This is a genomic window from Veillonella sp. T34266-5 (assembly GCF_002959815.1).
GTDB classification, from domain to species: Bacteria; Bacillota; Negativicutes; order Veillonellales; family Veillonellaceae; genus Veillonella; species Veillonella atypica.
The window spans coordinates 1-23,939 of the sequence record NZ_PPCZ01000011.1; the positions used below are offsets into that span (position 1 = coordinate 1).

Genomic DNA, 23,939 nt, shown 5'->3' on the forward strand with positions numbered 1-23,939 from the left:
GGTAAGCTGCGATAAGCTACGGAGAGGTGCAAGCAACCTTTGACCCGTAGATTTCCGAATGGGGGAACCCGGCAGTGGTTATGCACTGTCACCCATACCTTTGAGTATGAGGAGGGCACCTGGGGAACTGAAACATCTAATTACCCAGAGGAAGAGTAATCAAACGAGATTTTCTTAGTAGCGGCGAGCGAACGGGAAAGAGGCCAAACCGGAGCGGGCAACCGCACCGGGGTTGAGGACAGTCATCAAGTGTAAATGAGGTAGAAGAATCGAGTTGGAAAGCTCAGCCGTAGAAGGTGAAAGCCCTGTAATCGAAACCTTGCATACATGGGACTGTATCCAGAGTACCACGAGACACGTGAAACCTTGTGGGAAGCAGGGGGGACCACCCTCCAAGCCAAAATACTGATATCGACCGATAGCGCATAGTACCGTGAGGGAAAGGTGAAAAGAACCCCTGGCGGGGAGTGAAAGAGAACCTGAAACCGTATGTCTACAAACAGTCGAAGTCTGTATATATATCAGGACGACGGCGTGCCTATTGAAGAATGAACCGACGAGTTACTGTTGCTAGCGAGGTTAAGTGGAAAACATGGAGCCGCAGCGAAAGCGAGTCTGAACAGGGCGTTCAGTTAGTGATAGTAGACCCGAAACCGTAGTGATCTATCCATGGCCAGGTTGAAGCACAGGTAAAATTGTGTGGAGGACCGAACTCGTGAGCGTTGAAAAGCTTTGGGATGAGTTGTGGATAGGGGTGAAATGCCAATCGAACACGGAGATAGCTGGTTCTCCCCGAAATAGCTTTAGGGCTAGCCTCGAGGTTGAGAGTATAGGCGGTAGAGCACTGATCGGGCTAGGGGCCATACCGGTTACCGAACCTAGTCAAACTACGAATGGCTATACTTATACTCGGGAGTCAGACAGTGAATGATAAGGTCCATTGTCAAGAGGGAAACAGCCCAGAACACCGACTAAGGTCCCCAATGTCATACTAAGTGGCGAAGGATGTGGAATTTCCAAAACAACCAGGATGTTGGCTTAGAAGCAGCCACCATTTAAAGAGTGCGTAATAGCTCACTGGTCGAGAGACTCTGCGCCGAAAATGTCCGGGGCTAAAGTATGAAACCGAAGTCGTGTCATATACAGCAATGTATATGGGTAGGGGAGCGTTCTCATCGGATTGAAGCAGTACCGTAAGGAGTTGTGGACTGGTGAGAAGTGAGAATGTCGGTATGAGTAGCGAAAAGAATGGTGAGAATCCATTCCACCGAAAGCCTAAGGGTTCCTGAGCAACGATCGTCGTCTCAGGGTAAGTCGGGACCTAAGCCGAGGCGGAAAAGCGTAGGCGATGGACAACAGGTTGAAATTCCTGTACCGGTGTGAATCGTTTGATCGAAGGAGTGACACAGTAAGGTAGGTCAGCACGCGATTGGAAGTGCGTGTTTAAGCATGTAGGTTGAGCTATAGGCAAATCCGTAGCTCTAAAAGCTGAGATGTGATGACGAGCTGTTTACAGCGAAGTGATTGATCCTACACTGTCGAGAAAAGCTTCTAGGTAGAGACACATCGCCCGTACCAAAACCGACACAGGTAGGCGGGGAGAGAATCCTAAGGTGCGCGGGAAAACCCTCGTTAAGGAACTCGGCAAAATGCCTCCGTAACTTCGGGAAAAGGAGGACTCATGTAGTGTGAAGGGCAGTAACGCGTGGAGCATGAATGAGTGGCACAAGAGAGGCGCAAGCGACTGTTTACCACAAACACAGGTGCCTGCTAAAGCGAAAGCTGATGTATAGGTGCTGACACCTGCCCGGTGCTGGAAGGTTAAGAGGAGGGGTTAGACTTCGGTCGAAGCTCTGAATTGAAGCCCCAGTAAACGGCGGCCGTAACTATAACGGTCCTAAGGTAGCGAAATTCCTTGTCGGGTAAGTTCCGACCCGCACGAAAGGTGTAACGACTTGCGCACTGTCTCAACGAGGGACCCGGTGAAATTGAAGTACCTGTGAAGATGCAGGTTACCCGCGACTGGACAGAAAGACCCCATGGAGCTTTACTGCAACCTAAGATTGAACTTAGTTAATGAATGTACAGGATAGGTGGGAGACTTAGAATCTAGGGCGCCAGTCTTAGAGGAGTCGTTGTTGGGATACCACCCTTTGATTAATTGATTTCTAACAGGCCGATTAACAACCGGCTGGACAGTCTTAGGCGGGCAGTTTGACTGGGGCGGTCGCCTCCTAAAGAGTAACGGAGGCGCCCAAAGGTTCCCTCAGAGCGGACGGAAATCGCTCGAAGAGTGTAAAGGCAGAAGGGAGCTTGACTGCGAGACGGACAGGTCGAGCAGGGACGAAAGTCGGGCTTAGTGATCCGGTGGTGCCGAGTGGAAGGGCCATCGCTCAACGGATAAAAGCTACCCTGGGGATAACAGGCTAATCTCTCCCAAGAGTCCATATCGACGGGGAGGTTTGGCACCTCGATGTCGGCTCATCACATCCTGGGGCTGAAGTAGGTCCCAAGGGTTCGGCTGTTCGCCGATTAAAGTGGTACGTGAGCTGGGTTCAGAACGTCGTGAGACAGTTCGGTCCCTATCCATCGCGGGCGCAAGAAACTTGAAGGGGGCTGCTCCTAGTACGAGAGGACCGGAGTGGACGAACCGCTGGTGTACCAATTATCCTGCCAAGGGTACAGTTGGGTAGCTACGTTCGGGACGGATAAACGCTGAAAGCATCTAAGCGTGAAACCAGCCTTGAGATGAGGTTTCTCATAGCATAAGCTAGTAAGATCCCATGTAGACGACATGGTTGATAGGCCAGGTGTGGAAGAGCCGTGAGGTTTGGAGCTGACTGGTACTAATAGATCGAGGGCTTTACTTAATAACAATAAGCGGAAATGTGCAACAAATATATATAACTTCTATGTGGTTTTCAGAGTACAAACTCTGACAGATTCAGTGGCGATAGCTACGAGGGTCCACCTGTTCCCATCTCGAACACAGTAGTTAAGCTCGTAAACGCCGAAAGTACTTGGCTGGAGACGGCCTGGGAGGATAGGAAGTCGCTGATTAAGCTAAAAGGCACACCTTAGGGTGTGTCTTTTTTTGTTGTATGGATTTCTATCCTCCTAGGCTGTCTTTACTAGTCTAATAGCCCACCCCTTGATTTATCGAAAAAATTAGATATAATAGTATTAAGATATATGAGCAACTGTTCATATATAATACAACTATTATGAATCCTGTTCGATTAAGAGGTGATAGAATGAATCCTGTAAGAACAATTGAAAGAATTATTAAAGCTCCTGATATTCATTGGGTAGGCAATGGATTTAGAGCACGTCAGTACTTCCCTGATGGCGATGAGTCACCTATGCTTGATCGTATGTCTCCATTTTTGTTACTCGACTATAACGAGCCATATTATTTTGAGGCTAGTCCTTTTGATACAGGTGTCACTCCACATCCCCATAAAGGCTTTGAAACGGTAACATTTTCTTTTTCCGGCTCCATTAGGCATAAAGATGCAGCTGGTAATAGTGGTGTTATTCACTCTGGTGATGTGCAATGGATGACTGCAGCTAGTGGTGTTTTGCACAAAGAATTTCATGAAAAAGAATATGCAAAGCGGGGACGTTTGTTCCATGCTTTACAATTATGGATAAATCTACCTGAACGTTATAAAAACGATACACCTGCATATCAATATATACCTGCTACCACAATGGGGCGGTATCAATCTCTTGATGAAACAATCGATGCTATCGTTTACACCGGTGCTTTCAGACATATAACAGGTCCTGCTAAATCCCATACACCGATGAATATTTACAAATTAAAACTTCAACCTAATTCATGGATCTCTATTTCTGAGAATATGACTTGGAATACAGGATTCCTTGTGATTAATGGTACAGGTAGTGCCAATGGTGAAAGCATAGAATCTGGAGACTTTGTACTTTTCAACAATGATGGAGAGCGCTTTGAGGTAGAGTCTGGTGATGAAGGTCTTGAAATCTTCGTTCTCGCTGGAGAACCACTCAATGAACCTGTGGTAAAACAAGGGTCATTTGTTATGACAAATAAAACAGAGCTTATCCTCGCTTATGGGGAATACAAAAACGGTAAATTTGGCCGCGAGGAAGATATTATGTAATATAACACCCTGATGTATAATGGCGTACATCAGGGTGTTTCTTGTAAGTAATGTATCTTGAGACACATTGTTTTATATTGATTATGGTATAATTATTGCGTACAATGTTTTGACAGGAGGTTTTATGACTAAGAAAATTGCAGTTCTGGTGAACGAAGACACGATGCAACGTTGTTCTTGCGGTGGTTGTCTTAAGGCATATATGAATAAAGTAGATTCTTTCGAGCGCTATACAGATGAGGATACTGAGCTAGTTGGTTTTACCCATAGCGGTGGCGATTTGGAAAAGAAATTGGCTTCTTTCAAGAAAAATGGTGTTACTACCATTCATCTTTCCACCTGTACGCGTGGTAAGAATGATAATTATGAAAGCATAGCTCGCCAATGCGCGGCAGCTAGGTTTGATGTTGTTGGGTACACTCATGGTGGTGCTGTATCTAAAGATGGTAAGGTAGCTATTGAGCTTGTTGGTGAATCCAATAATTAGGGATCTATTGTTTAAGATGATAAGGTGGCCATTGAACTCGCCGATGAATCGAATTATTAGAAATCTTTGTGTTCCTATGGCGCATTTATGTTGTGAGATAATGAGAGAATAGCACACGTTTATTTTGAGAGATAACGAGAGCATAGAACGCGTTTATTTTGAGAGACAATGAGAGGATCAAATATGAATAAGAAAATTAAATCTTTGATACTAGCCGCCGTGATGGGGCTTTCATTAACAACAGTTGCCGTAGTACCCGCAACGGTAGAGGCTGCTTCTGCGGGGGCTGCACAAACGTTAATTGGTGGTGCAGTGGCGTATGCATATGTATCCACGGCTTTCAATAAAATGGATAATTCTAAGGAAGGCCAAGAACAAAGCTTAGCTCGTGCAAAGAAACAAACTGGCTATTTAGAGGATAGTGCAGCCCAAGCACGGGTGCAACGTATCATGAAGACCTTAGAGGCTTCGCCTAGCGTCAAGCGTTCGTATGTGGTGTACGCAAATCCTAGTGATGATTTCAATGCGTTCGCTACGGTTGGTCGCGTGATGTCTGTTAACAAGGGCGCTTTGGATCTATTAGATGATGATGAACTCGCTTATGTTATGGCTCATGAAATTTCTCATGGCGAGCACAAGGACATTGTCAATGGTCTCAAGAAGCAAGTAGGTTTATCTACAGCGGTGAGCCTTGCTGCTGGCGGTGGCGGTAATGCGGCTATTTTGTCCAATATTGCTGGTAATTACATGGAGAACCAAGTATTCACGATGGGCCAAGAAAAGGCGGCTGACGAATTAGGCTTTAAAATTTTGAGCGAGTCTCCTTACAATGTGGGCGGTGCTGCTGCTTCTATGGCGGTACTTCGTAATAAATATGGTGATTTGTACCGTGAAGGTTTGAACCAAGTATTTAGCCCTAATAATCACCCTAAGACGAGCAGCCGTGTAAAGGACAATATTGATCGCATGTATACGTATTCTGGCAATCACGTTACGGTCGATAATGGCGCGGTATTTGTGAATGGCGTGAATATCTATAGCCCTGCCAATAGCGGCCGTTATACGGGCGAAGAACGAGCTTATTTCATGGCTGGTAAATTGGCGCGCTTGTACCATAATGGTCAAATTCAGCCAGGTGGTGCATCTTATGATGGCCCTACTGTGACCGTGGCAGGTCGTTCTATTGTCACAACTCCTAATGCTGATGTGGCCCTTATGGTAGCGACGAATTTGAATAATTCTTTTGTGAAAGCCGCAGGTCCAGCGAAGGGGAAACAAGTGGCGAAACCAAGTAAGAAGAAAGCTAATAAGAAATAGTTAAATAAGCAGCGAGACCAAGTAAAAAAAGTTAGTAAGAAATAGTTAAACAAGCATATAGTATGACAGCGAAATACCTTATGTTGTAGTAGTTTGTGCTTTTACCAAAGAAATCGTATGACTCGTAAGTGATATATGGAGAGAGACCGCTTATGAAGAAGATAAAATGGATTGTGCTACCGTATATAGTCATGGGCATTTGTATTGCCATAGGTTTAGTTATTGGGATGGCGCCAGAATTGTTAGGTGATGTTATACCGAGGCATGGCGTGATAGGTCGGATGTTAACGGCTGCGAATCACCGAAAGATTCAAGATAGTCAACATACAGAGATGGTCGTGCCGGATTATGTGCGCCGCGTCGTTACCTTGGGAATCGGAACGGTGGACTTGGTTGGTGCTGCTGGTGAGCCCTATGTTGTGGCCACCGATGGGTCTCCCTATGTCTCTGGTACAGAGATAAAGGGCCGTGTACAGCCTACGGTGGAGTCTATAAAAGCCTATGAACCGGATGTGGTTATCGCACCGGAGACGACGCCACCGGGATTAGTGGCATCGTTGCGTGCTGCCGGCATTCCTGTGTTTATTTATACGCTGAAAGATAGCTTAAAGGATGTAACCCTTAATACGAATCAAGTGGCTAAGTTGTTTGATACCAAAAACGCAGAATATTCGATTAACAATTCTCTTATGAAGGTACGAAAACAGGTGGAGCCTCATAAAAATGATGTAAAACCGGTGATTGCCTTGTATAATCCAACGCATGGGGTGTACCGGGCTGGCGTGCTTCGCGACATGATCGAAATGATTCATGGCGTTGATGGAGCAGGTAACTTAAAAATCAAAGATAGCGGTAAGGATCCTAATGTTCTATCTGATGTTTGGGACTATCGGGCGAACTATCCTACTTTCAACATGCAAGAAAACATGGGCACAAAAGCGGATTTGATTCGCATCAATCCTGATGTTATTTTTGTGCCTACCATATATTCGGTCAAACAACCTGAATATAAGCAGGATATAGATGCCATTATGCATGATCCGGAGCTACAGAATATAACAGCCGTGAAAAAGGGCTATGTGTATCCTATTAATGACATGCACATCATGAGCTATTCGTCGTGGATGTATTATGAAATGGAACAGATGTCGAAATGGTTGTATGGCGATTGGTCGTATAAGAATTATGTAAAATACCAAAGCGTGCCAGCTAATTAGCGATATATGTCTTATATTGTTGCTGCTAGTTTACAGTGTATTGCATGATGAGATTTTTTTGAAAGCATAGGAGGAGAGCTTATGCAATTACGTCGTTTGATGATTGTTTTGGCTATTTGTATTGTGGGCCTGGTGGTAGCAGCTCTTGGTATGTACCGTTCTTGGCAAAACTTTACAAGTGGGGGCCTATTCGGCATATTAAGCTCTCATGGGCACTATATGATGGTGGATGGAACCAGTACAACGGTTACATTAGATCATAAGGCAGAGCGTATCGTCGCCGTAGGGCCTAATGTGGCGGATTTGGTGAGCGAACTGGCCGGTGATTCCGTAGTGGCTACTACCGCAGCGCCATATCAAGTGACTAATACAGTTAAGCAACGGGTGGCGCCTGATGTGAATGCTATTGTGGCGTTAAAACCGGATATTGTTATCATTGAAGATGGCTCTGAATCTGTAGATCTCGTTAGTCCGTTGCGAGAAAAGGGTATTAAGGTAGCATTGCTTCGAGCACCTGCGACTGTGAAAGACGTAGAAGACCAAACGCGTAATGTAGGTAAATTACTAGGCCGTGAAAGCAAGGCGGACAGCCTCATAGCGACGATGATGAACTACATCCGCGATACAGAATCGCTTCGCTTTGCGCACCGCGATGATCCAAAGCAAACCGTTGCCGTGTATAATGAAAATGGATTATATGGTAACCCCAAAACCTTGATTGCTGATATGCTCACCTATGTAGGCGTAGACAATGCGACCGTTAAGAGTGGTGTAAAACAATCTTACTTTGGTACAAAGGCAGACCTTATCAAGGCTAACCCAGATGTTATTATCGTACCGATGGACATCCATTCACCGGATTATAATCGAGAAGCTATTTATGCCAATTACTATAACGACCCTGCATTGGCTAACCTGAAAGCCATCAAAAATAAGAAGGTGGCCATCGTGTCTACAGATGCCCTGTTGGCTAAGAGTTACCATATTGGACGAGGTATTTATACAATAGCTCAAGTGGTGTATGCACGATAGTGTATTGATAGGCAAGATATTGTTTATGTATCATTATTTCGTAGCGAGAGGATGCACATACATAAGTTTTATTATGATGATATAACGGTGTCATAGGATAGTTTAAACGAATGGTTATGCAGGTATGAATAATATTCATAAAATTGTATAGAATTAATAAATATGTACTTGATAGAGGTGTTATGTTCAGCCTCTTAGTATGCTAAGAATTTAGATAATATCTGTATAGGCAGTCTATAGAAAACATTTCTATAGACTGCTTTTTTTATATGTATTGAGCGCGATAAATAATTTTTAGCATGAGAATTATTAGTGTTTTTATATAATAGACAAATGTATGTATTCAATAGAGAAATTAGTAATTATAAAAATACATAGAGTAAAATAGCATACCTATACAGGGTATAGGTTTATTGTGCTACGCATTTGTTTATGAAATAATAAAATAACTTAGTGTTAATCGTAATATAACGATTAATACAGATTGCATTTGTGTTTTATACGCAGTAGAGTACAAATTTATAATTATAAGTTTGAGGAGGTTATTATGGAGTATGCAATTCATCTTTTTAATGCGGGTGGTGTAGTCATGTACCCGCTAGTTTTATTTATGTTGGCCGCATGTACGATTTTATTTGAACGGATTCGTATGTATCGCCGCATTGACACTGAAATTCAACAATTAGCAGATAGCATTGAAGCAGGTCGTAATGCAAATGATTGGGCTACATTAGAACAAGCGATTAAGAATAATGATGATGCGCTTAGTCAATTTGTAACACCGATTGTAGATTCCGTATATAACTTTGAAGGCTTGGAAAACCGCCTTCACGACGTAGTAGGTTATATGGACGAACGTTTAAAACGTGGCCTTAACTGGCTCAGCATGATGGTTACTATGGCGCCATTGCTTGGTCTATTGGGTACTGTAGTTGGTATGATTCGATCCTTCGCTGCCGTTGGTGGCGATATCGGTGCTCCTACTGTTATTACTGGTGGTGTATCCGAAGCGTTGATTGCCACTGCCACAGGGCTTTCAGTAGCCATCGTAGCATTAGCAATCCATAGCTGGTGCACAAGTAAAGTAAATTATGATATTGCAAAATTGGAACAACGCTTAGGGTCTATCTTGGATTTATATATTAGGAGTCAACGATGAAACGTAGTTCAGTAGGGATACAAAAAGAACCTACCATCATGATTATACCTATGATCGATATCGTGTTTTTCTTGCTCGTATTTTTCATGATGAGTACGCTATATATGCATACTGAGGAACAAATTCCTCTTAACTTACCGAAGGCGTCTGCATCGACGGCAAAAACGATTGAGCCGATTACGATTTCGTTAACAGCCACTCATAAGATGTATTTGAACGAACGTGAAATTAAACCTGATGATTTGGGTAACGAAATTCAAGGCATCGTTGCAAAGGAACCACAACAAGCCTTTATCGTACGCGCATCTGAGGATATTGCGTACAAGGATGTTATCAGTATTTTGGATAATCTTAAGATGAGTGGTGCTAGATTTGTCAGCGTAGCGACAGAACGGAAGTGATCATATGGTGAGTAAACGATATGGCATTCCTTTCATCGCTGCATTGGTGGTCAATCTAGCATACTGGGGTGTTGTAGGCGATTGGTTCGGCCATTTGAAGCCGCCGGAGACACCGAAAAAAGACTTGGTTATCAATCTGGATATGGGGCAACAGGAACCTCCTGAAGCGAAGAAGCCCGAGGAACTAAAGACTCAGCCTGACGACAAGCCTGTTGCAGGCGGTGGCAAGGCCGGCAGTGTGTTACCTGATTTATCAGGGAAACCTACAGAGGGGTTAAAAAATCTAAATCCTTACTTAGGTGGAAATGAAACTGCATCGGTAAACCTAAATGGCAATAACAATGATCCTTTGGGACATCCTGGTAGTAGTAATGTACCAGGCCTTAATAATGGACCAACTGGTCATAATGGGGATTCTACAGATGGTCTTGGGTCTAATGATGGTCCACCAGGTCCAGGAGTGAATAACAGCCCTGGCGGCTCCTATGATAGCTCCGGTTATATTAGCCGTGTTAATGCTAACAAAGTAATGCCTCAGCAAGCGGTACGCCGAGGACTTAGTGGTACGGTTTCCTTTAATGTTACCTTTGATAGTGAAGGTAATTTTGCTGGTGCTGATATGATTAGCAGTAGTGGTTCTAGCATTCTTGATAATGCTGCTGCTAGCCTTGTGGCGAGTTCTGGTGGTATTGAAAATACAACAGGTGGCCCAGTTGTGATTACGATTAATGTAGATTATGGTTATAACTAATCTTCGAGGCCAATAGTGTATGAATTATGTATATGTGTAGGCATAATTCTTGAGAGTACATAAGTGGCTTATATAGAGATTAACATTATTATATTTTATTGTGTGTGGAGGGAATATGAAACGTCGTCGTCTTTTATCTGCTGCTATCGCAGCAACGTTAGTACTTGGAACGTATCAAGCGTATGCGTATGATGAAAACTTTAAGGGTTATGAGGTTCATAACATTAGTGTTAAAGCTGATGCGGCAAAGGATGAATATGGTAATACCATTACTGAACAATCCTATTATCGTACTGGTGGTGATGTAAAGGTTATTACTCGTGAAGAAATCGAAAAGCGCCATTACCGTGATGTAACAGAAGCGATTAAACGCGTACCAGGCGTTACATTCCAAAACCCTGGGTACCGTGGTGGCGAGTATGGATACCAAATGTACAATAATGGGGTATCCATCAACGGTGATTCCCGCGTTGTAGTACTCGTCGATGGTCGTCGCGTCGATAATATTACATCTGGCCGTTTGGGAACAGGTTCTAAAAAAGGTTCTAAGTCTACAGGTGTTAATATTGATGAAGTAACGAATATGGATGCTATTGATAAAATCGAAGTTATCAAAGGTCCTGGTGCTTCTCAATACGGATCTGATGCGACAGGCGGTGTTATCAATATCATTACACGCCGTGGTAAAGGGGACTTTAAAGGGTCTGTTGATTTAGCGACTGGCAGTTGGAATAAACATAGCTATAACTTAACGGTTCAAGGGACTGCTGGTAATAATGGATCTACTGGTTATTTTGTGACAGCTACACGCACTATGTCTCAAGATACAAAATATAAAGATGGCGATACTGGTGAATTAGCTACCCTCACTGGTTCTAAATGGCGTGAAGAAGGCTTCAATGCTCGTGTGGATCATGACTTTAACAAAAAACAAAACTTACAGTTCTCTGTAAATTATAAAAAAGGTCATGATGGGTATCCTATTTCTACACCAAGCCGTAAATATTGGAACCAAGATGATTGGCGTCGTATTATTTCTAATGCTACTATTGGTCAATTTGATGCTAATCACAAGGTAATACCTGGCGCGCCTAATTTATATGGGGATGCCAAAAATCCTGGTTACCATAATTTATTTGCTTTAGATGGTAATTATGGTTCCTATAGTAAGTTTAAAAACTTAGATACAGATTTAAAATATACCTTTGATCGTCAAGGTCAATTGGAAAGCTTTGTAAGATTATATCGTTTAGACCATCGTTATGAAGGCCGCGATAAATATTCTTGGTACCGTAATGGAAACACAGCTGCAGCTCGAGCTGCCTATGAAGCAGCATTCCCTAATGGCACGACGGTTGAGCAATTTAATGCTTGGGTTGATGCTAACTTAGCTCCGTTCCCTGATAATAAGGATGCACTTCGTCAATGGATTGCTGATACAGGTGGCATGGCTGGCAGCCCAACAAGTTGGTATAAAGAAACCAAGAATGGCGTAGAAGTTCAATGGTCTCGTCAATTAGATAAGCATGACATCATTGCTAATATTGACTATAGTCGCGCTCAAACAAATAGTAAATCTTTACGTAATGGAGTTCTCAACTCTTCTGATGTTCGTCGAAACACATTGTATGCTTATGTACAAGATAAGATTTATATTGGCAACAATGTAGAGTTAACACCAGCATTACGATATACTCACTATAGTAGCTTTGAAGGAGCGGGTAGTGGTGCTTCTCAAGGCAAGGGTAGTACTAGTGCGTTGACACCTAGCTTGCATGGACAAGTTAAATTCAATAAAAATACAAGTATGTATGCTGGCTGGACTCGCATCATGAGACCATTAAAGCAAGGGGATTATACATCTGTTGATGGTATATTTAATACTCCATTACAAGATGAAAAAGGTGATGCTTTTACATTCGGCGTACAACATTCCTTTGGTGCCCATAACAATACAACAGTAGCACTTCATTATGACTATACGCGTATGAAAAATGCGATTGCTACACTTCCTATTTGGGATACTGCTAGTTCAGATTATAAGAGCACTGCTGTTAATGCGAAGGAAGATAAGAAATCCTTTAATATCACTGTGGACCACAAGTTAAATAAATATATTACAATGAGTGCGTCTTATTCTCATATGAAGGACAAATGGTTATCCAAAGGTGGTTGGGTTCTCGATCCAAACTGGGGCTATCGTAATAGTGATGATATTAACGTGGCTATTAATAGCTTGCGTCCACAAAATCATTATTCCTTAAATATTTCCTATGATAATAAACGACTTTACTCCGGTTTGTTGTTTAACTGGTACACAGGCAATAGTGATTATGCGTTCACGCATAGACAATTCCTCATTGTTGACTGGAATCTAAACTATGATGTAACAAAGGATTTAACAGCGTACATCGTAGTAAATAATGTTCTTAACCGCGCTTATGAAACTAGTTATAGTGCATATAATGGTCGTGGTAGTGCGGCTATGCCAGCGCGTTCCTTTATGATTGGGGCGAAATATAAATTCTAATGATTAGATTTAGCGTATTAATACTATGTCTATTATTGTGCGTAGGCTGTGGCCCTCAGCAGGTAACTGTTGAGCGGGGGCAGTCTACGCCTCCTCATATCGAGTTGCAGCCACCCGTGACGATTGAGTCCTATGTTCAGCATGGTCAACCTTTTGAAAGCACGTATACGGAGGTACCAGATCGTGTTGTGGCTATGTGGCAGAATTCGATTGAAACCATCATTGCTCTTGGCGAAGGTGATCGGATTGTAGCCGGCATGGGGATTCCAAATCGCAAGTATGTGCGTCCAGAATATCGTGAAGCGTATGATAAAATTCCGTACAAGGATATGCAATATTTTAACTTGGAATCTGTATTGATGATGAAACCTGACTTGCTTGTAGGTTGGCGCTCAACCTTTACTAATAAAGGATTGAGACCACCTTCATTTTGGCAGCCTCGCCAAGCTAATGTGTATATTGCAGAATCCTCATTAGGGGCACAATCTGCACTAACTATGGATATGGAGTACCAGTATATACGCGATTTAGGGCGTATCTTTCACCGAGATGTAGAGGCAGAACGACTCATTAGTGATATGCAACAATCGGTAAACTATACGGTAGCACAAACGGCGCATGAAAAACCGCCAAAGGCTTTGTTTGTTGAATTGGAAGGCAAACATTTCCGTTTATATGGCCATAAAACATTAGCTGGTAATATTGGTGATACTTTGCATGCGGATGTTATCGATACGGATACACCATCTATTAGCATGGAGGATGTGGTAGAGCAGAATCCAGATGTTATATTCTTAATTGTATCCGATGGTGAATATAGTCAAGCAGATACGTTGATGAACTATGTATTAGAGCAACCAGCATTACAAGGCGTTAATGCATTGCGCAATAAACGAGTTCATTTCCTGCCTCTACTTGCCGTATATAGTCCGGGTATTCGTTTATCTGATGGTATCGATATCGTATCCCATGGATTGTATCCAAACCTATATCCAGAAGGGGTACCTGATTTAATTCATTAATAAAGGAGCAGTATGTTAAAACGTATAGGATATACTGCTGGCGGATTTGTCCTCATAGGAGTGCTAGCATTAGCCATTCTATGGGGACTTTCTGTTGGTACAGTACATTTTTCATTTTCTCAAATTTTTAATATTGTTATAGATCAATGGTCTAGTCCATTAGCTATTGATGATCCTATGAATAGTCCAGAACAGACTATTATATGGTTACTTAGAATGCCGCGTTTATTGATGGCCGCCATTATCGGTGCGGGCCTTGCTGTATCGGGTGTTATCATGCAAGCCATCGTAAAAAACCCATTAGCAGATCCTTATATCTTGGGGATTTCCTCTGGTGCATCCCTCGGTGCAACGGTAGCTATTTTATTCGGTGTTGGTGTTATGTTTGGGGAAAACTTTGTCGGTGTCATGGCATTTATTGGGGCCATGGCGATTTCCTTTGGCGTATTGTTTATCTCTAATTTAGGAGGACGGCCAAACTCCGTTAAGTTGATTCTAGGCGGGCTTGCATTAAGTGCTGTATGTAGTTCCTTCTCTAGTTTTGTGGTATATCTTGCAAACGATAAGGAAGGCATCCAAACGATTACTTATTGGTTGATGGGTAGCTTTGCAGGTGCTAAATGGGATATGTTACCAATCATCGCTATAGTCGTAGTTTTAAGTGTTCTATTTTTTTGGTCTCAGAGTAGAATTCTCAACATGATGCTTCTTGGTGATGAAGTAGCTATTACCTTAGGACGGGACTTACATACGTATCGCCAAGTGTATTTGATTATTAGTTCTCTTATCATCGGTTTTGTGGTGTATGCAGCGGGCATGATAGGCTTTGTAGGTCTTTTGATTCCTCATCTTGTGCGCATGACAATCGGTACTAATCACTGGACGTTAATTCCATTTAGTGCACTTTGTGGTAGTATTTTCCTCGTTATTGCTGATGGTCTTTGTCGCTGCATCATTCCTCATGCAGAGCTACCAATCGGCATTCTCATTTCTCTCATTGGTGCGCCAACCTTTGTGTATATGTTAGTGCGTAAGAATTATGGATTTGGAGGGGAATAATGAATATTCAAACAAATACTATCCAAGTCTCATTTGGTTCGAAAACAATTTTGCATGATATTTCACTAGCTATACACGATAAGGAATTCGTTGGTATCATCGGACCGAATGGCAGTGGTAAAAGTACATTTTTAAAGTGTTTGTACCGCGTGTTACAACCTAGTGGGGGCAAGATTTTTTTTGATGGTTCAGAACTAAATTCATTAAGCCATCGGGAAACAGCTTTAAAGATGGCCGTTGTGGCACAACATAGTACCGTCAATTTTGATTTTTCCGTTCTTGAAATGGTCCTTATGGGACGTTCCCCTTATAAAGGCTTGCTTGATAGGGATAAAATTGATGACTATGAAATTGCAAGGCAGGCGTTGGAACAAGTTGGGCTTAGCGATTTTGAAAGCCGAAATTTTAATACATTGTCGGGTGGTGAGCAGCAACGTGTTATCTTGGCTCGTGCGCTTGCTCAACGTACAGAATGTTTAGTGTTAGATGAACCTACGAACCACTTAGATATTAAGTATCAGCTTGAATTGATGACTATTGTCAAACGATTAGATGCGACAGTTGTGTCTGCCATTCATGATTTAAATTTAGCAGCTATTTATTGTGACCGCATTATTGCATTAAAAGATGGGCATATTGTATGTAGTGGTACACCTCAAGAGGTATTGACGGCAGAAACTATACGCCATATTTATGGGGTATCCGCCATGGTACAGACCTTACCGGATGGACGACTAAACATTATCTATAACATGGAATAACATACGTATAGGGGGTATGGGTTATTGCGTACCCCTTATATGTATGCAACAATTAAAATAGTTTACAGTTATATAGTTAGTGTTTAGATAGAGGTATAGTATGATGAAAAAAGTTAATAAACGTGTGTATGCGGCCACTTTGATGGCTTTGCTTAGTATAGCCGTCAATGGTTATGCAGCGAATGTAACAACCAATAACAATGAAGAAGATATTACGATTAATGTTACCGCTAATCGCACAGCTCTTCTAGATTTAGATACACCTGTAGCGATGAATGTAATCACGCCAGAGGATTTGAAAAATAGTGGTGCTACCACTGCTTTTGATGCGGTGGCGACCGTACCAGGGGTAACAATAAATTCTTATGGTGCCGGCGGTGCCGATTTTGGTGGCATGGATAGCCGTACGAATATTCGAGGCCTTGACCGTGGTGCCCTTGTTCTTGTAAATGGCGTGCCTATGAACCTCAATGGCAAAGGTGGACTCGGCTCTATTCCTACGAGTGCCATAAAACGTATCGAAGTAGTGAAAGGAGCTGCTTCTACATTGTATGGTGCAGAGGCATTAGGTGGTGTTATTAACGTTATTACCAAGACTCCATCTACAGAGGGTGGCTCTGCTACAGTTGCTGTAGGTAATCGTGGGTCTAAACGTTTTGATGTGTCTTATGGTACAGATAAATTCATCGTTGGTATTGATAGAAAATATTGGGGCACACAGGACCCATCTACACCGATTCGCTACGATTATGCAGGTACTAAACACTACGATTACTATAGTACTCGCAATAAGGGCAATTCGTTGGGGCTATTTATGAGCGGCAAGCTTTCAGATAAGGTAACTTTGAATTTTAACCGCGCTGAAAGCAGATCTTCCTTTGGCTTAATCAGTACAGAAACGAATCCGGTTAACCAAGCAAGACATTCTACAACGTATCATTACAAGGATGATCGCAATAATGCATCCTTGATTTATAAGGACAAAGGGACTACAGGTACATTGTTCTACAATGACCGCACCATGCGCGGTACGAGCCGTGTGCACAATACGTCCCAAGCTAAGGCGACCGAAACGAGCTATCAAGCACGTCAATATGGGTTCGATGTTCAACATGAATGGGATTTTAGAGATGGTAAGGACTATCTAATCGCTGGTGTTACAGGTAAGCAAGAAACATACCATGCAACGGCGGTGCCTGTGTATATTCATCCTAAACGCAATAGCTATGCCGTATATGGTAGCTATTCTTATGAAATTAACCCTAAATGGACATCCATTTTGGGCTTGCGTTACACCGTAATCGATGACCCAGTCAAGGATCAACATGTATTGACGCCTCAATTCCAATTATTGCACTCCATCAATAAACAATCCTCCATGTATGTGAACGTAGGGAAAGCTTTCACAATGCCTAGCTTGAGCGATACATTCCGCAGCGTTAGCCGCCAGTATACAGCGGTAAGCAGCAAAAACCTTAAACCAGAAGAGGGCTGGAACTACGAAATCGGGTACAAGCGCATCAACAAGAAGGATGACTGGAAGGTTGACGTGTTCTATATGGACTTCAAAAACTTCTTCCAATGGCAACCGGATGCGAATGGTCGACCTTTGGTGCGCGTAAATGGCGGTAAATTCCGCAACGTGGGCATCGAAGCTGAATACGGTAGACGCTTATCTGACCGCCTCAAATGGAATGTAAGCGGTTCCTATTCGAATCCTAGACAAAAGGAAATGAATGAAAGTTATTGGAAACAAGCGGCTCCTAAATTGCAATTCGCTACAGGCATTCGCTATGAAAGCCCAACGTGGGAAGCCGGTACATCCTTTAGCTTTGTTACAAAACGCTTGCGCAACCGCGATGGTGGCTTAAACCCTAACATCGCCCTTTGGAATGCGTACGTAGGTTACCATTTCAACAAGGACGCTACCCTTCGTCTCGACGCTCGCAACTTGTTAGACCGTCATAATGTTATTACAAATGGTGATTATGAATACTGGGGCGATCCATTCACCTATGAATTGAGTTATACACAAAAATTCTAATATTTATTTGTAGAGATTTATATAAAATCCAGTACTGTTAGGGGGTATGGGTTTTGTGCAGTCCTTTTAAATGTGTAATAATACAATTATGTAGTTTTTATGAATAATTAGTGTGTATTACGAGGGATTTGTTATGAACACTCTTAAGAAACGACGGACTTCTATACTTATAGGCTTGGCTTTGATGGGATTATCTGTGCATGCATATGCAGCGGATGTAACGGCTACGGCAGATACTCCTACTACGGCAACATCTACTGAAGTAAATGGCGCACCTGAAAGCCATGTCATTAATGTAACAGCTAATCGGATGGTATTGTTAAACCTAGACACGCCGGCAGCGATGGATGTTATTACGGACAAAGATATCATGAATAGCGGTGCTAAAAATGCCTTTGATGCGGTGAACATGGTGCCTGGTATTACATCTTTCTCCTATGGTGCATCTGGCCTTGAATATGGTGCCATGGATAGTCGGGTCAATATTCGTGGACTAGAACGAGGTTCACTCATTCTCGTCAATGGCGTACCGATGAACCTTAATGGTAAGGGTGGTCTTAGCTCTATTCCAACAGGTTCTATCGCCCGTATCGAAGTGTTGAAAGGCGCTGCTTCTGCTTTATATGGTTCTGATGCGATGAGCGGCGTTGTTAATGTCATTACTAAAACACCTACTAAAGAAGGTGGCTCTGCTACTATTGGAGTAGGCAATATGGGTAGTCAAACCTATAAAATCAACTACGGCACGCCGCGTTTCTTGATTGGTATAGAACGGGGATTCTTTGGTAAACAAGATCCGTCTACACCAGTTCGTACAGATTCGGTGAGTCACCCTCGTGGGTATGAATACTATACAGCACGGGATAAGGGGAATTCCTTAGGTATATTTATGAGCGGCAAATTGAGCGACAAGGTAACATTGAACTTTAGCCGCTTTGAAGGTAAGTCGGCCTATGCTCAGTTGAGTACTGAAAGCAATGCGACGAATCGCAATCGCCATTCTACAACATATGCATATGATGATTCTAAGAACAATGCGTCCTTGATTTATAAGGATGGAAATACGACGGGCACACTCTTCTATAATGATCGAGATTTGAAGGGAAAAAATCGTAAACATAGTCTTCCATCCTATACATCTAATGATAGTAACTATATTGCTCGTCAATATGGTTTTGATGTACAACACGAATGGGATTTTAGAGGTGGCAAGGATTATTTAATCGGCGGTGTACTTGGTAAGCGTGAAACATATCGAACTACATCAGGCCCAGTCTATGCGAGTCCTCATCGCCACAGTTTAGCTCTTTATGGTAGCTACTCTTATCAAATTAATCCTACATGGACTACCGTTGTAGGGTTGCGTTATACGGATATTAAGGATCCTGTAAAGAATCAACATGTGTTGACACCACAGTTCCAATTGAATTACCGGATTAATAAAGAATCTTCGGTGTATATGAATGTAGGCAAAGCTTTCACCATGCCTAATCTAAGCGATACATTTAAAACGGTAAATCGACAATATCAATCGGTTAGCGGGCGCAATCTAAAACCTGAAGAAGGTTGGAACTATGAATTGGGCTACAAGCATATTACCAATAAAGATAGTTGGAAGGTAGCTGCATTCTACATGGATTTCAAGAATTTCTTCTCCTGGAAACCAGATAGCAATGGCCGTAATACAATCCGTGTTAACGGCGGTCGCTATAGAAATGTGGGCATCGAAGCCGAATATGGTCGTAAGTTGACAGACCGATTAAAAATGTCTGTTGGTGCATCGTATTCGAATCCAAAACAAATGGAAATCGATACAAACTACTGGAAACAAGCGAATCCAAAATTACAATTTACAGGGGGTATTCATTACAATAGTTCCACGTGGACAGCTGGATCTAGCATCAACTTTGTAACAAAACGGATGAAGAACCGCGATGGCGGCATCAATCCAAATCTGGTAGCGTGGAATGCGTATGTCGGGTATCAGTTCAACGAAAATGCGTCTGTACGACTCGATGCGCGTAACTTGTTGAATCGTCACAATGTTATTTCCAACGGTGATTGGGAATATTGGGATGAGCCATTCAACTATCAACTTAGCTACACTCAAAAATTCTAGATTACTATAATTCTGTATTAGAACTATACAAGGAGTATCATCATGAACAAGAGCATTGTGTATCTTATATGTTTGATGGTACTCCTTTTTGTAGGTATAACCGGATGTGGTCCACAAGATGAAACGCAGGCCTTGCCATACACCCGTTATGTTGAAAGTTATGATGGGGTTCGCGTAGCGGTGCCTGATCATCCGAAACGTATTTTGGCATTGTCCTCGGCATCGGATACGATCTTATTAGGCCTTGTAGAATCAGACCGCTTGGTAGGTATTAATACATTATCTACCTATGAAGAGTATTCTTTAGAGGCGAAGCGTGCTAAGCTGGTTAAACCTGCTATGAGTTCTTATCCATTAGAAAAAATCATTGCCTTGGAGCCAGATCTTGTCATAGCACCTGATTATACGAGCGCAGACGTCATTGCAGGTTTACGCCACATGGGTATACCTACTGTTGTAGTGCCAACCGGTACTACGGTAGAATCTGTCATTAAGAATGTGACGGACATAGCTCATATTGTAGGGGAAGATGAAAAGGGGCAATTTTACGAGCAGAAAATCCGTCGTGAACTAGAAAAGATGAAACGGCTTGGTACATCTATTCCGTTGAATCAACGCAAAAGCGTACTCTTCGTATCATCCATGGATGGGTACACCGGAACAGGCAGTCTGTTTGATGATATGTGCAAGTATATGAGCATCTACAATGCACCTGATCTTCTCGGTTTACCGCCACGGACTCCTTTTGGAGATGAGCGTGTATTGGCTATGGACCCAGATTATATTTTTATTCCATCCTATAAAGGCATGGATAAGAATTTAGCTAGTCGGTATCTTGATAATCCAGCCTTTCAAAATCTGCCAGCTATAAAAGAACATCGCGTTAAGCCTTTACCGGCTGCGTACTTATATACTATGAATCAGCATATTGGTGAAGCTATGCTTGCTATTATGCATACTGTGTATCCTCAGTTAGAAAGGAATCCTCATGACTAAACAGAAACAAAAAATCATGGCAATTGCCATAATTGGGGGATTGCTATGTATTGTAAGCCTATTGGCGCTACATGTAGGAACGATTATGATTCCTATCGGTGGTGGCATACAAAGTATTTTAAATGGCATGGGGATACCGGTTCATTTTACAGCTCCGATTACAGCTGAACAGGAGGCGGTATTGTGGTTTATCCGTATGCCACGTCTCATCATTGGTCTCCTTGTAGGTGGTGCATTAGCCTTGGCTGGTGCCGTTATGCAAGGCGTTTTCTCCAACCCATTAGCGGATCCTGGCATTATGGGTGTATCCGCAGGGGCATCCCTTGGCGCAGTGATCGCCATTGCTCTTGGCGTAACATCTCTTGGTATGTTTTATATGCCTGCCTTTGCCTTTGTTGGCGCCTTTGTATCCGTTGGTATTACTATTATTTTAACCTTGCGCAATAATAAGCTCGATACGACGACCTTATTGCTCGCTGGTGTAGCTGTGAGCATGTTACTTGGTGCTTTTACATCGGGTATTTTGACGATGATTAACGAATACCGGTTGCGTGAATTCTTATTCTGGATGGTCGGTGGCCTTGATTTCCGTCGTTGGGATCATGTGGCACTAGCTGTAGGGCCTATCGTGACAGGCAGCGTTATTTTGATGATGCTCGGTCGTCATCTTAATGTACTTGTTCTTGGTGACACAGAGGCACGGGCATTGGGCTTACCTGTTATGGTGTACCGTATGCTATTCTTATTCCTTGCATCCGTTGTTACAGCTACTGCTGTATGTGTCAGTGGTTCTATTGGCTTTGTAGGCCTTGTGGTTCCTCACATTGTCCGCCTCTTGGTAGGACCGGATCATCGCATATTACTGCCTATGGCAGCTGTTGGAGGGGCATTATTCCTCGTATTCTGTGATACATTGGGCCGAGTTATAGCACAACCTATAGAAATTCGTGTTGGTATCATGACAGCTCTCTTAGGGGCACCATATTTCTTATATTTACTACATCGTTTGCGCAGCAAAGGAGGGGCCTAATGAAACTAGATGTTCAATCCTTATCTGTCACATTAGGGGAAACAGCTATTCTCAAAGATGCGTCCTTTTCTATTGATAGTGGTGAATTCGTAGGTATTATTGGACCTAATGGTTCTGGTAAAACGACGTTACTAAAAACTTTACGTGGCCTCTATCCTGCATCTGGTGGTCAGGTTTTATGGGATGGTAAAAGCATTGCCTCCATGAGCGATAAGGATATCGCTCATCATGTGGCATACATGCAGCAATCTGTAAATGTTTCCTTTGATTATGAAGCCATTGATATCGTGATGACAGCGCGTTATCCTTATTTGAAATGGTGGCAACAAGAGGGCCCCGGAGATAAAGCTATCGTAGAAAAGGCGATGAAAGAGGTGGGCGTATATCACCTGAGACATCGCTCCGTACAAAACCTTAGCGGTGGTGAGCGACAACGGGTATTTTTAGCCAAGGCACTGGCACAACAAACAGAGGTGCTATTACTAGACGAACCGACGGCTGCTCTTGATTTGGTGTACGCTGATGATATCTTTCACGAAGGACGTAGATTATGTGACGAAGGCAAGACAATTTTAATCGTCGTTCATGACTTAGAATTGGCTGCAAAATATTGCACCAAGCTCGTCTTGGTAAGCGATGGTCACATTGTCGATGTAGGTACGCCGCGGGATGTATTGACTGCTGAAAATTTACGGAAAGCATTCCGTTTATCAGCAGCGGTCTACGATGATCCGTACTTTAAACAACAACGAATATTTGTATTCCCGAAAGGGACTACGGATATTGAAGTGTATAAACAGACTAATGCTAGTACTGACATGTCTATCGATCCAGACCTGCAATAAGTATCTTGGGTTAGATAGTTAGTTATTTTTATATATTACTAATTTTATTTTTGGCTACATCCTTGTATTGCGATTCCGAATGAGGTCAGACTTATGTTATATCCATTTACTGCTATTGTTGGTCAAGATGAAATGAAGTTGGCCCTGTTACTTAATGCCATAAATCCATCTGTCGGTGGTGTGTTAATCGAGGGGGAAAAGGGCACTGCCAAATCTACGGCTGTCCGTGCTTTGGCGAACCTATTACCCCCTATGGAGACAGGGGCTACGGCCATGACTGTTGTGGAACTTCCTATTAATGCTACAGAGGACCGTGTTGTAGGGTCTATCAATTTAGAAAAAGCACTACAGGACGGTGTGAAAGCTTTTGAGCCAGGTATTTTGCACGCAGCACATCAAAACATTCTCTATGTAGATGAGGTTAATCTATTAGATGACCATATTGTAGATATTTTACTAGACGTAGCAGCTATGGGTATCAATACGGTAGAGCGTGAAGGGGTGAGCCACTCTCATCCATCTCGCTTTATCCTCGTAGGAACAATGAATCCCGAAGAGGGTGACCTTAGACCTCAGCTGCTAGATCGTTTTGGTTTATCCGTCATGGTCTATGGTGAGCATGATCCAGCACAACGGATGGAGGTTATCAAGCGCCGCCTCGCCTTTGGTGACAATCCTGACGGCTTTGTAGCGTCTTATGAGGAATCGGAACAAGCATTACACGAACGCTTATTACAAGCTCGTGAATTATTGCCAAGCATCATTCCCACCGATGAGGTATTGTTGAAAATTGCAAGCATTAGTATTGGTGTTGGCGTTGATGGTCATCGTCCAGATATTATGATGATGCACACTGCTCGTGCACACGCAGCCTTTCACGGTCGCCATCAAATCACAGAGTGCGACCTCAAGATAGCAGCACGATTAGCATTGAAACACCGTTTACGTCGTTTGCCATTTGAGGAGCAAGGTCACGATGAAGACCGCATTGATACAGTGGTAACGGCTGTACTTGAGGGCTAGC

Annotated in this window: 18 protein-coding genes and 2 rRNA genes; all 20 read left to right on the plus strand. The window is 42.8% G+C overall.

Annotated features, from left to right (window positions below; genetic code table 11):
• Positions 1-2,870, plus strand: a 23S ribosomal RNA gene (locus VIHSUH07_RS04275); the annotation flags it as partial.
• Positions 2,871-2,943: 73 nt separating this feature from the next.
• Positions 2,944-3,060 (plus strand): 5S ribosomal RNA (gene rrf / locus VIHSUH07_RS04280).
• A gap of 194 nt (positions 3,061-3,254) precedes the next feature.
• Positions 3,255-4,145, plus strand: coding sequence for a pirin family protein (locus VIHSUH07_RS04285; RefSeq protein ID WP_105084005.1), 891 nt, complete (start codon positions 3,255-3,257; stop codon positions 4,143-4,145).
• A gap of 124 nt (positions 4,146-4,269) precedes the next feature.
• Entirely contained in the window at positions 4,270-4,632 is a 363-nt protein-coding gene (locus VIHSUH07_RS04290) for a CGGC domain-containing protein (protein ID WP_105084006.1), read from the plus strand.
• 183 nt (positions 4,633-4,815) lie between these two features.
• Positions 4,816-5,949 carry a M48 family metallopeptidase gene (locus VIHSUH07_RS04295; RefSeq protein ID WP_105084007.1) on the plus strand — a complete coding sequence of 378 codons (1,134 nt, stop codon included), beginning with the start codon at positions 4,816-4,818 and terminating at the stop codon, positions 5,947-5,949.
• Between the two features lie 152 nt (positions 5,950-6,101).
• Complete coding sequence (locus VIHSUH07_RS04300) at positions 6,102-7,166, plus strand: ABC transporter substrate-binding protein (protein WP_105084008.1); 1,065 nt, start codon at positions 6,102-6,104, stop codon at positions 7,164-7,166.
• Between the two features lie 81 nt (positions 7,167-7,247).
• The gene (locus VIHSUH07_RS04305; RefSeq protein ID WP_105084009.1) at positions 7,248-8,198 is read left to right on the plus strand and encodes an ABC transporter substrate-binding protein; all 951 of its coding nucleotides are present in this window, start codon (positions 7,248-7,250) and stop codon (positions 8,196-8,198) included.
• 547 nt (positions 8,199-8,745) lie between these two features.
• Complete coding sequence (locus tag VIHSUH07_RS04310; protein WP_105084010.1) at positions 8,746-9,357, plus strand: MotA/TolQ/ExbB proton channel family protein; 612 nt, start codon at positions 8,746-8,748, stop codon at positions 9,355-9,357.
• Positions 9,354-9,758 (plus strand): ExbD/TolR family protein, encoded by a 405-nt coding sequence (locus VIHSUH07_RS04315; RefSeq protein WP_105084011.1) that lies wholly within the window; start codon positions 9,354-9,356, stop codon positions 9,756-9,758. The genes VIHSUH07_RS04310 and VIHSUH07_RS04315 overlap by 4 nt, the downstream gene beginning before the upstream one ends.
• Before the next feature lie 4 nt (positions 9,759-9,762).
• Positions 9,763-10,509 carry a TonB family protein gene (locus VIHSUH07_RS04320; RefSeq protein WP_105084012.1) on the plus strand — a complete coding sequence of 249 codons (747 nt, stop codon included), beginning with the start codon at positions 9,763-9,765 and terminating at the stop codon, positions 10,507-10,509.
• A gap of 115 nt (positions 10,510-10,624) precedes the next feature.
• Positions 10,625-13,039 (plus strand): TonB-dependent receptor plug domain-containing protein, encoded by a 2,415-nt coding sequence (locus tag VIHSUH07_RS04325; RefSeq protein WP_105084013.1) that lies wholly within the window; start codon positions 10,625-10,627, stop codon positions 13,037-13,039.
• A complete protein-coding gene (locus VIHSUH07_RS04330; protein ID WP_105084014.1) occupies positions 13,039-14,061 on the plus strand; it encodes an ABC transporter substrate-binding protein in 1,023 nt (340 codons plus the stop codon). The genes VIHSUH07_RS04325 and VIHSUH07_RS04330 overlap by 1 nt, the downstream gene beginning before the upstream one ends.
• 12 nt (positions 14,062-14,073) lie before the next feature.
• Entirely contained in the window at positions 14,074-15,120 is a 1,047-nt protein-coding gene (locus VIHSUH07_RS04335) for a FecCD family ABC transporter permease (protein WP_105084015.1), read from the plus strand.
• Positions 15,120-15,881 carry an ABC transporter ATP-binding protein gene (locus VIHSUH07_RS04340; protein WP_105084016.1) on the plus strand — a complete coding sequence of 254 codons (762 nt, stop codon included), beginning with the start codon at positions 15,120-15,122 and terminating at the stop codon, positions 15,879-15,881. Before VIHSUH07_RS04335 ends, VIHSUH07_RS04340 begins: the two co-directional genes overlap by 1 nt.
• A gap of 100 nt (positions 15,882-15,981) precedes the next feature.
• The gene (locus VIHSUH07_RS04345; RefSeq protein WP_105084017.1) at positions 15,982-17,925 is read left to right on the plus strand and encodes a TonB-dependent receptor; all 1,944 of its coding nucleotides are present in this window, start codon (positions 15,982-15,984) and stop codon (positions 17,923-17,925) included.
• 133 nt (positions 17,926-18,058) lie between these two features.
• Positions 18,059-20,044 (plus strand): TonB-dependent receptor plug domain-containing protein, encoded by a 1,986-nt coding sequence (locus VIHSUH07_RS04350; RefSeq protein ID WP_105084018.1) that lies wholly within the window; start codon positions 18,059-18,061, stop codon positions 20,042-20,044.
• Between the two features lie 42 nt (positions 20,045-20,086).
• Complete coding sequence (locus tag VIHSUH07_RS04355) at positions 20,087-21,040, plus strand: ABC transporter substrate-binding protein (protein WP_105084019.1); 954 nt, start codon at positions 20,087-20,089, stop codon at positions 21,038-21,040.
• Positions 21,033-22,070 (plus strand): FecCD family ABC transporter permease, encoded by a 1,038-nt coding sequence (locus VIHSUH07_RS04360; protein WP_005380104.1) that lies wholly within the window; start codon positions 21,033-21,035, stop codon positions 22,068-22,070. Before VIHSUH07_RS04355 ends, VIHSUH07_RS04360 begins: the two co-directional genes overlap by 8 nt.
• The gene (locus tag VIHSUH07_RS04365) at positions 22,070-22,915 is read left to right on the plus strand and encodes an ABC transporter ATP-binding protein (protein WP_105084020.1); all 846 of its coding nucleotides are present in this window, start codon (positions 22,070-22,072) and stop codon (positions 22,913-22,915) included. Before VIHSUH07_RS04360 ends, VIHSUH07_RS04365 begins: the two co-directional genes overlap by 1 nt.
• A 93-nt stretch (positions 22,916-23,008) precedes the next feature.
• A complete protein-coding gene (locus VIHSUH07_RS04370; protein WP_105084021.1) occupies positions 23,009-23,938 on the plus strand; it encodes an ATP-binding protein in 930 nt (309 codons plus the stop codon).
• Position 23,939: the final 1 nt, after the last annotated feature.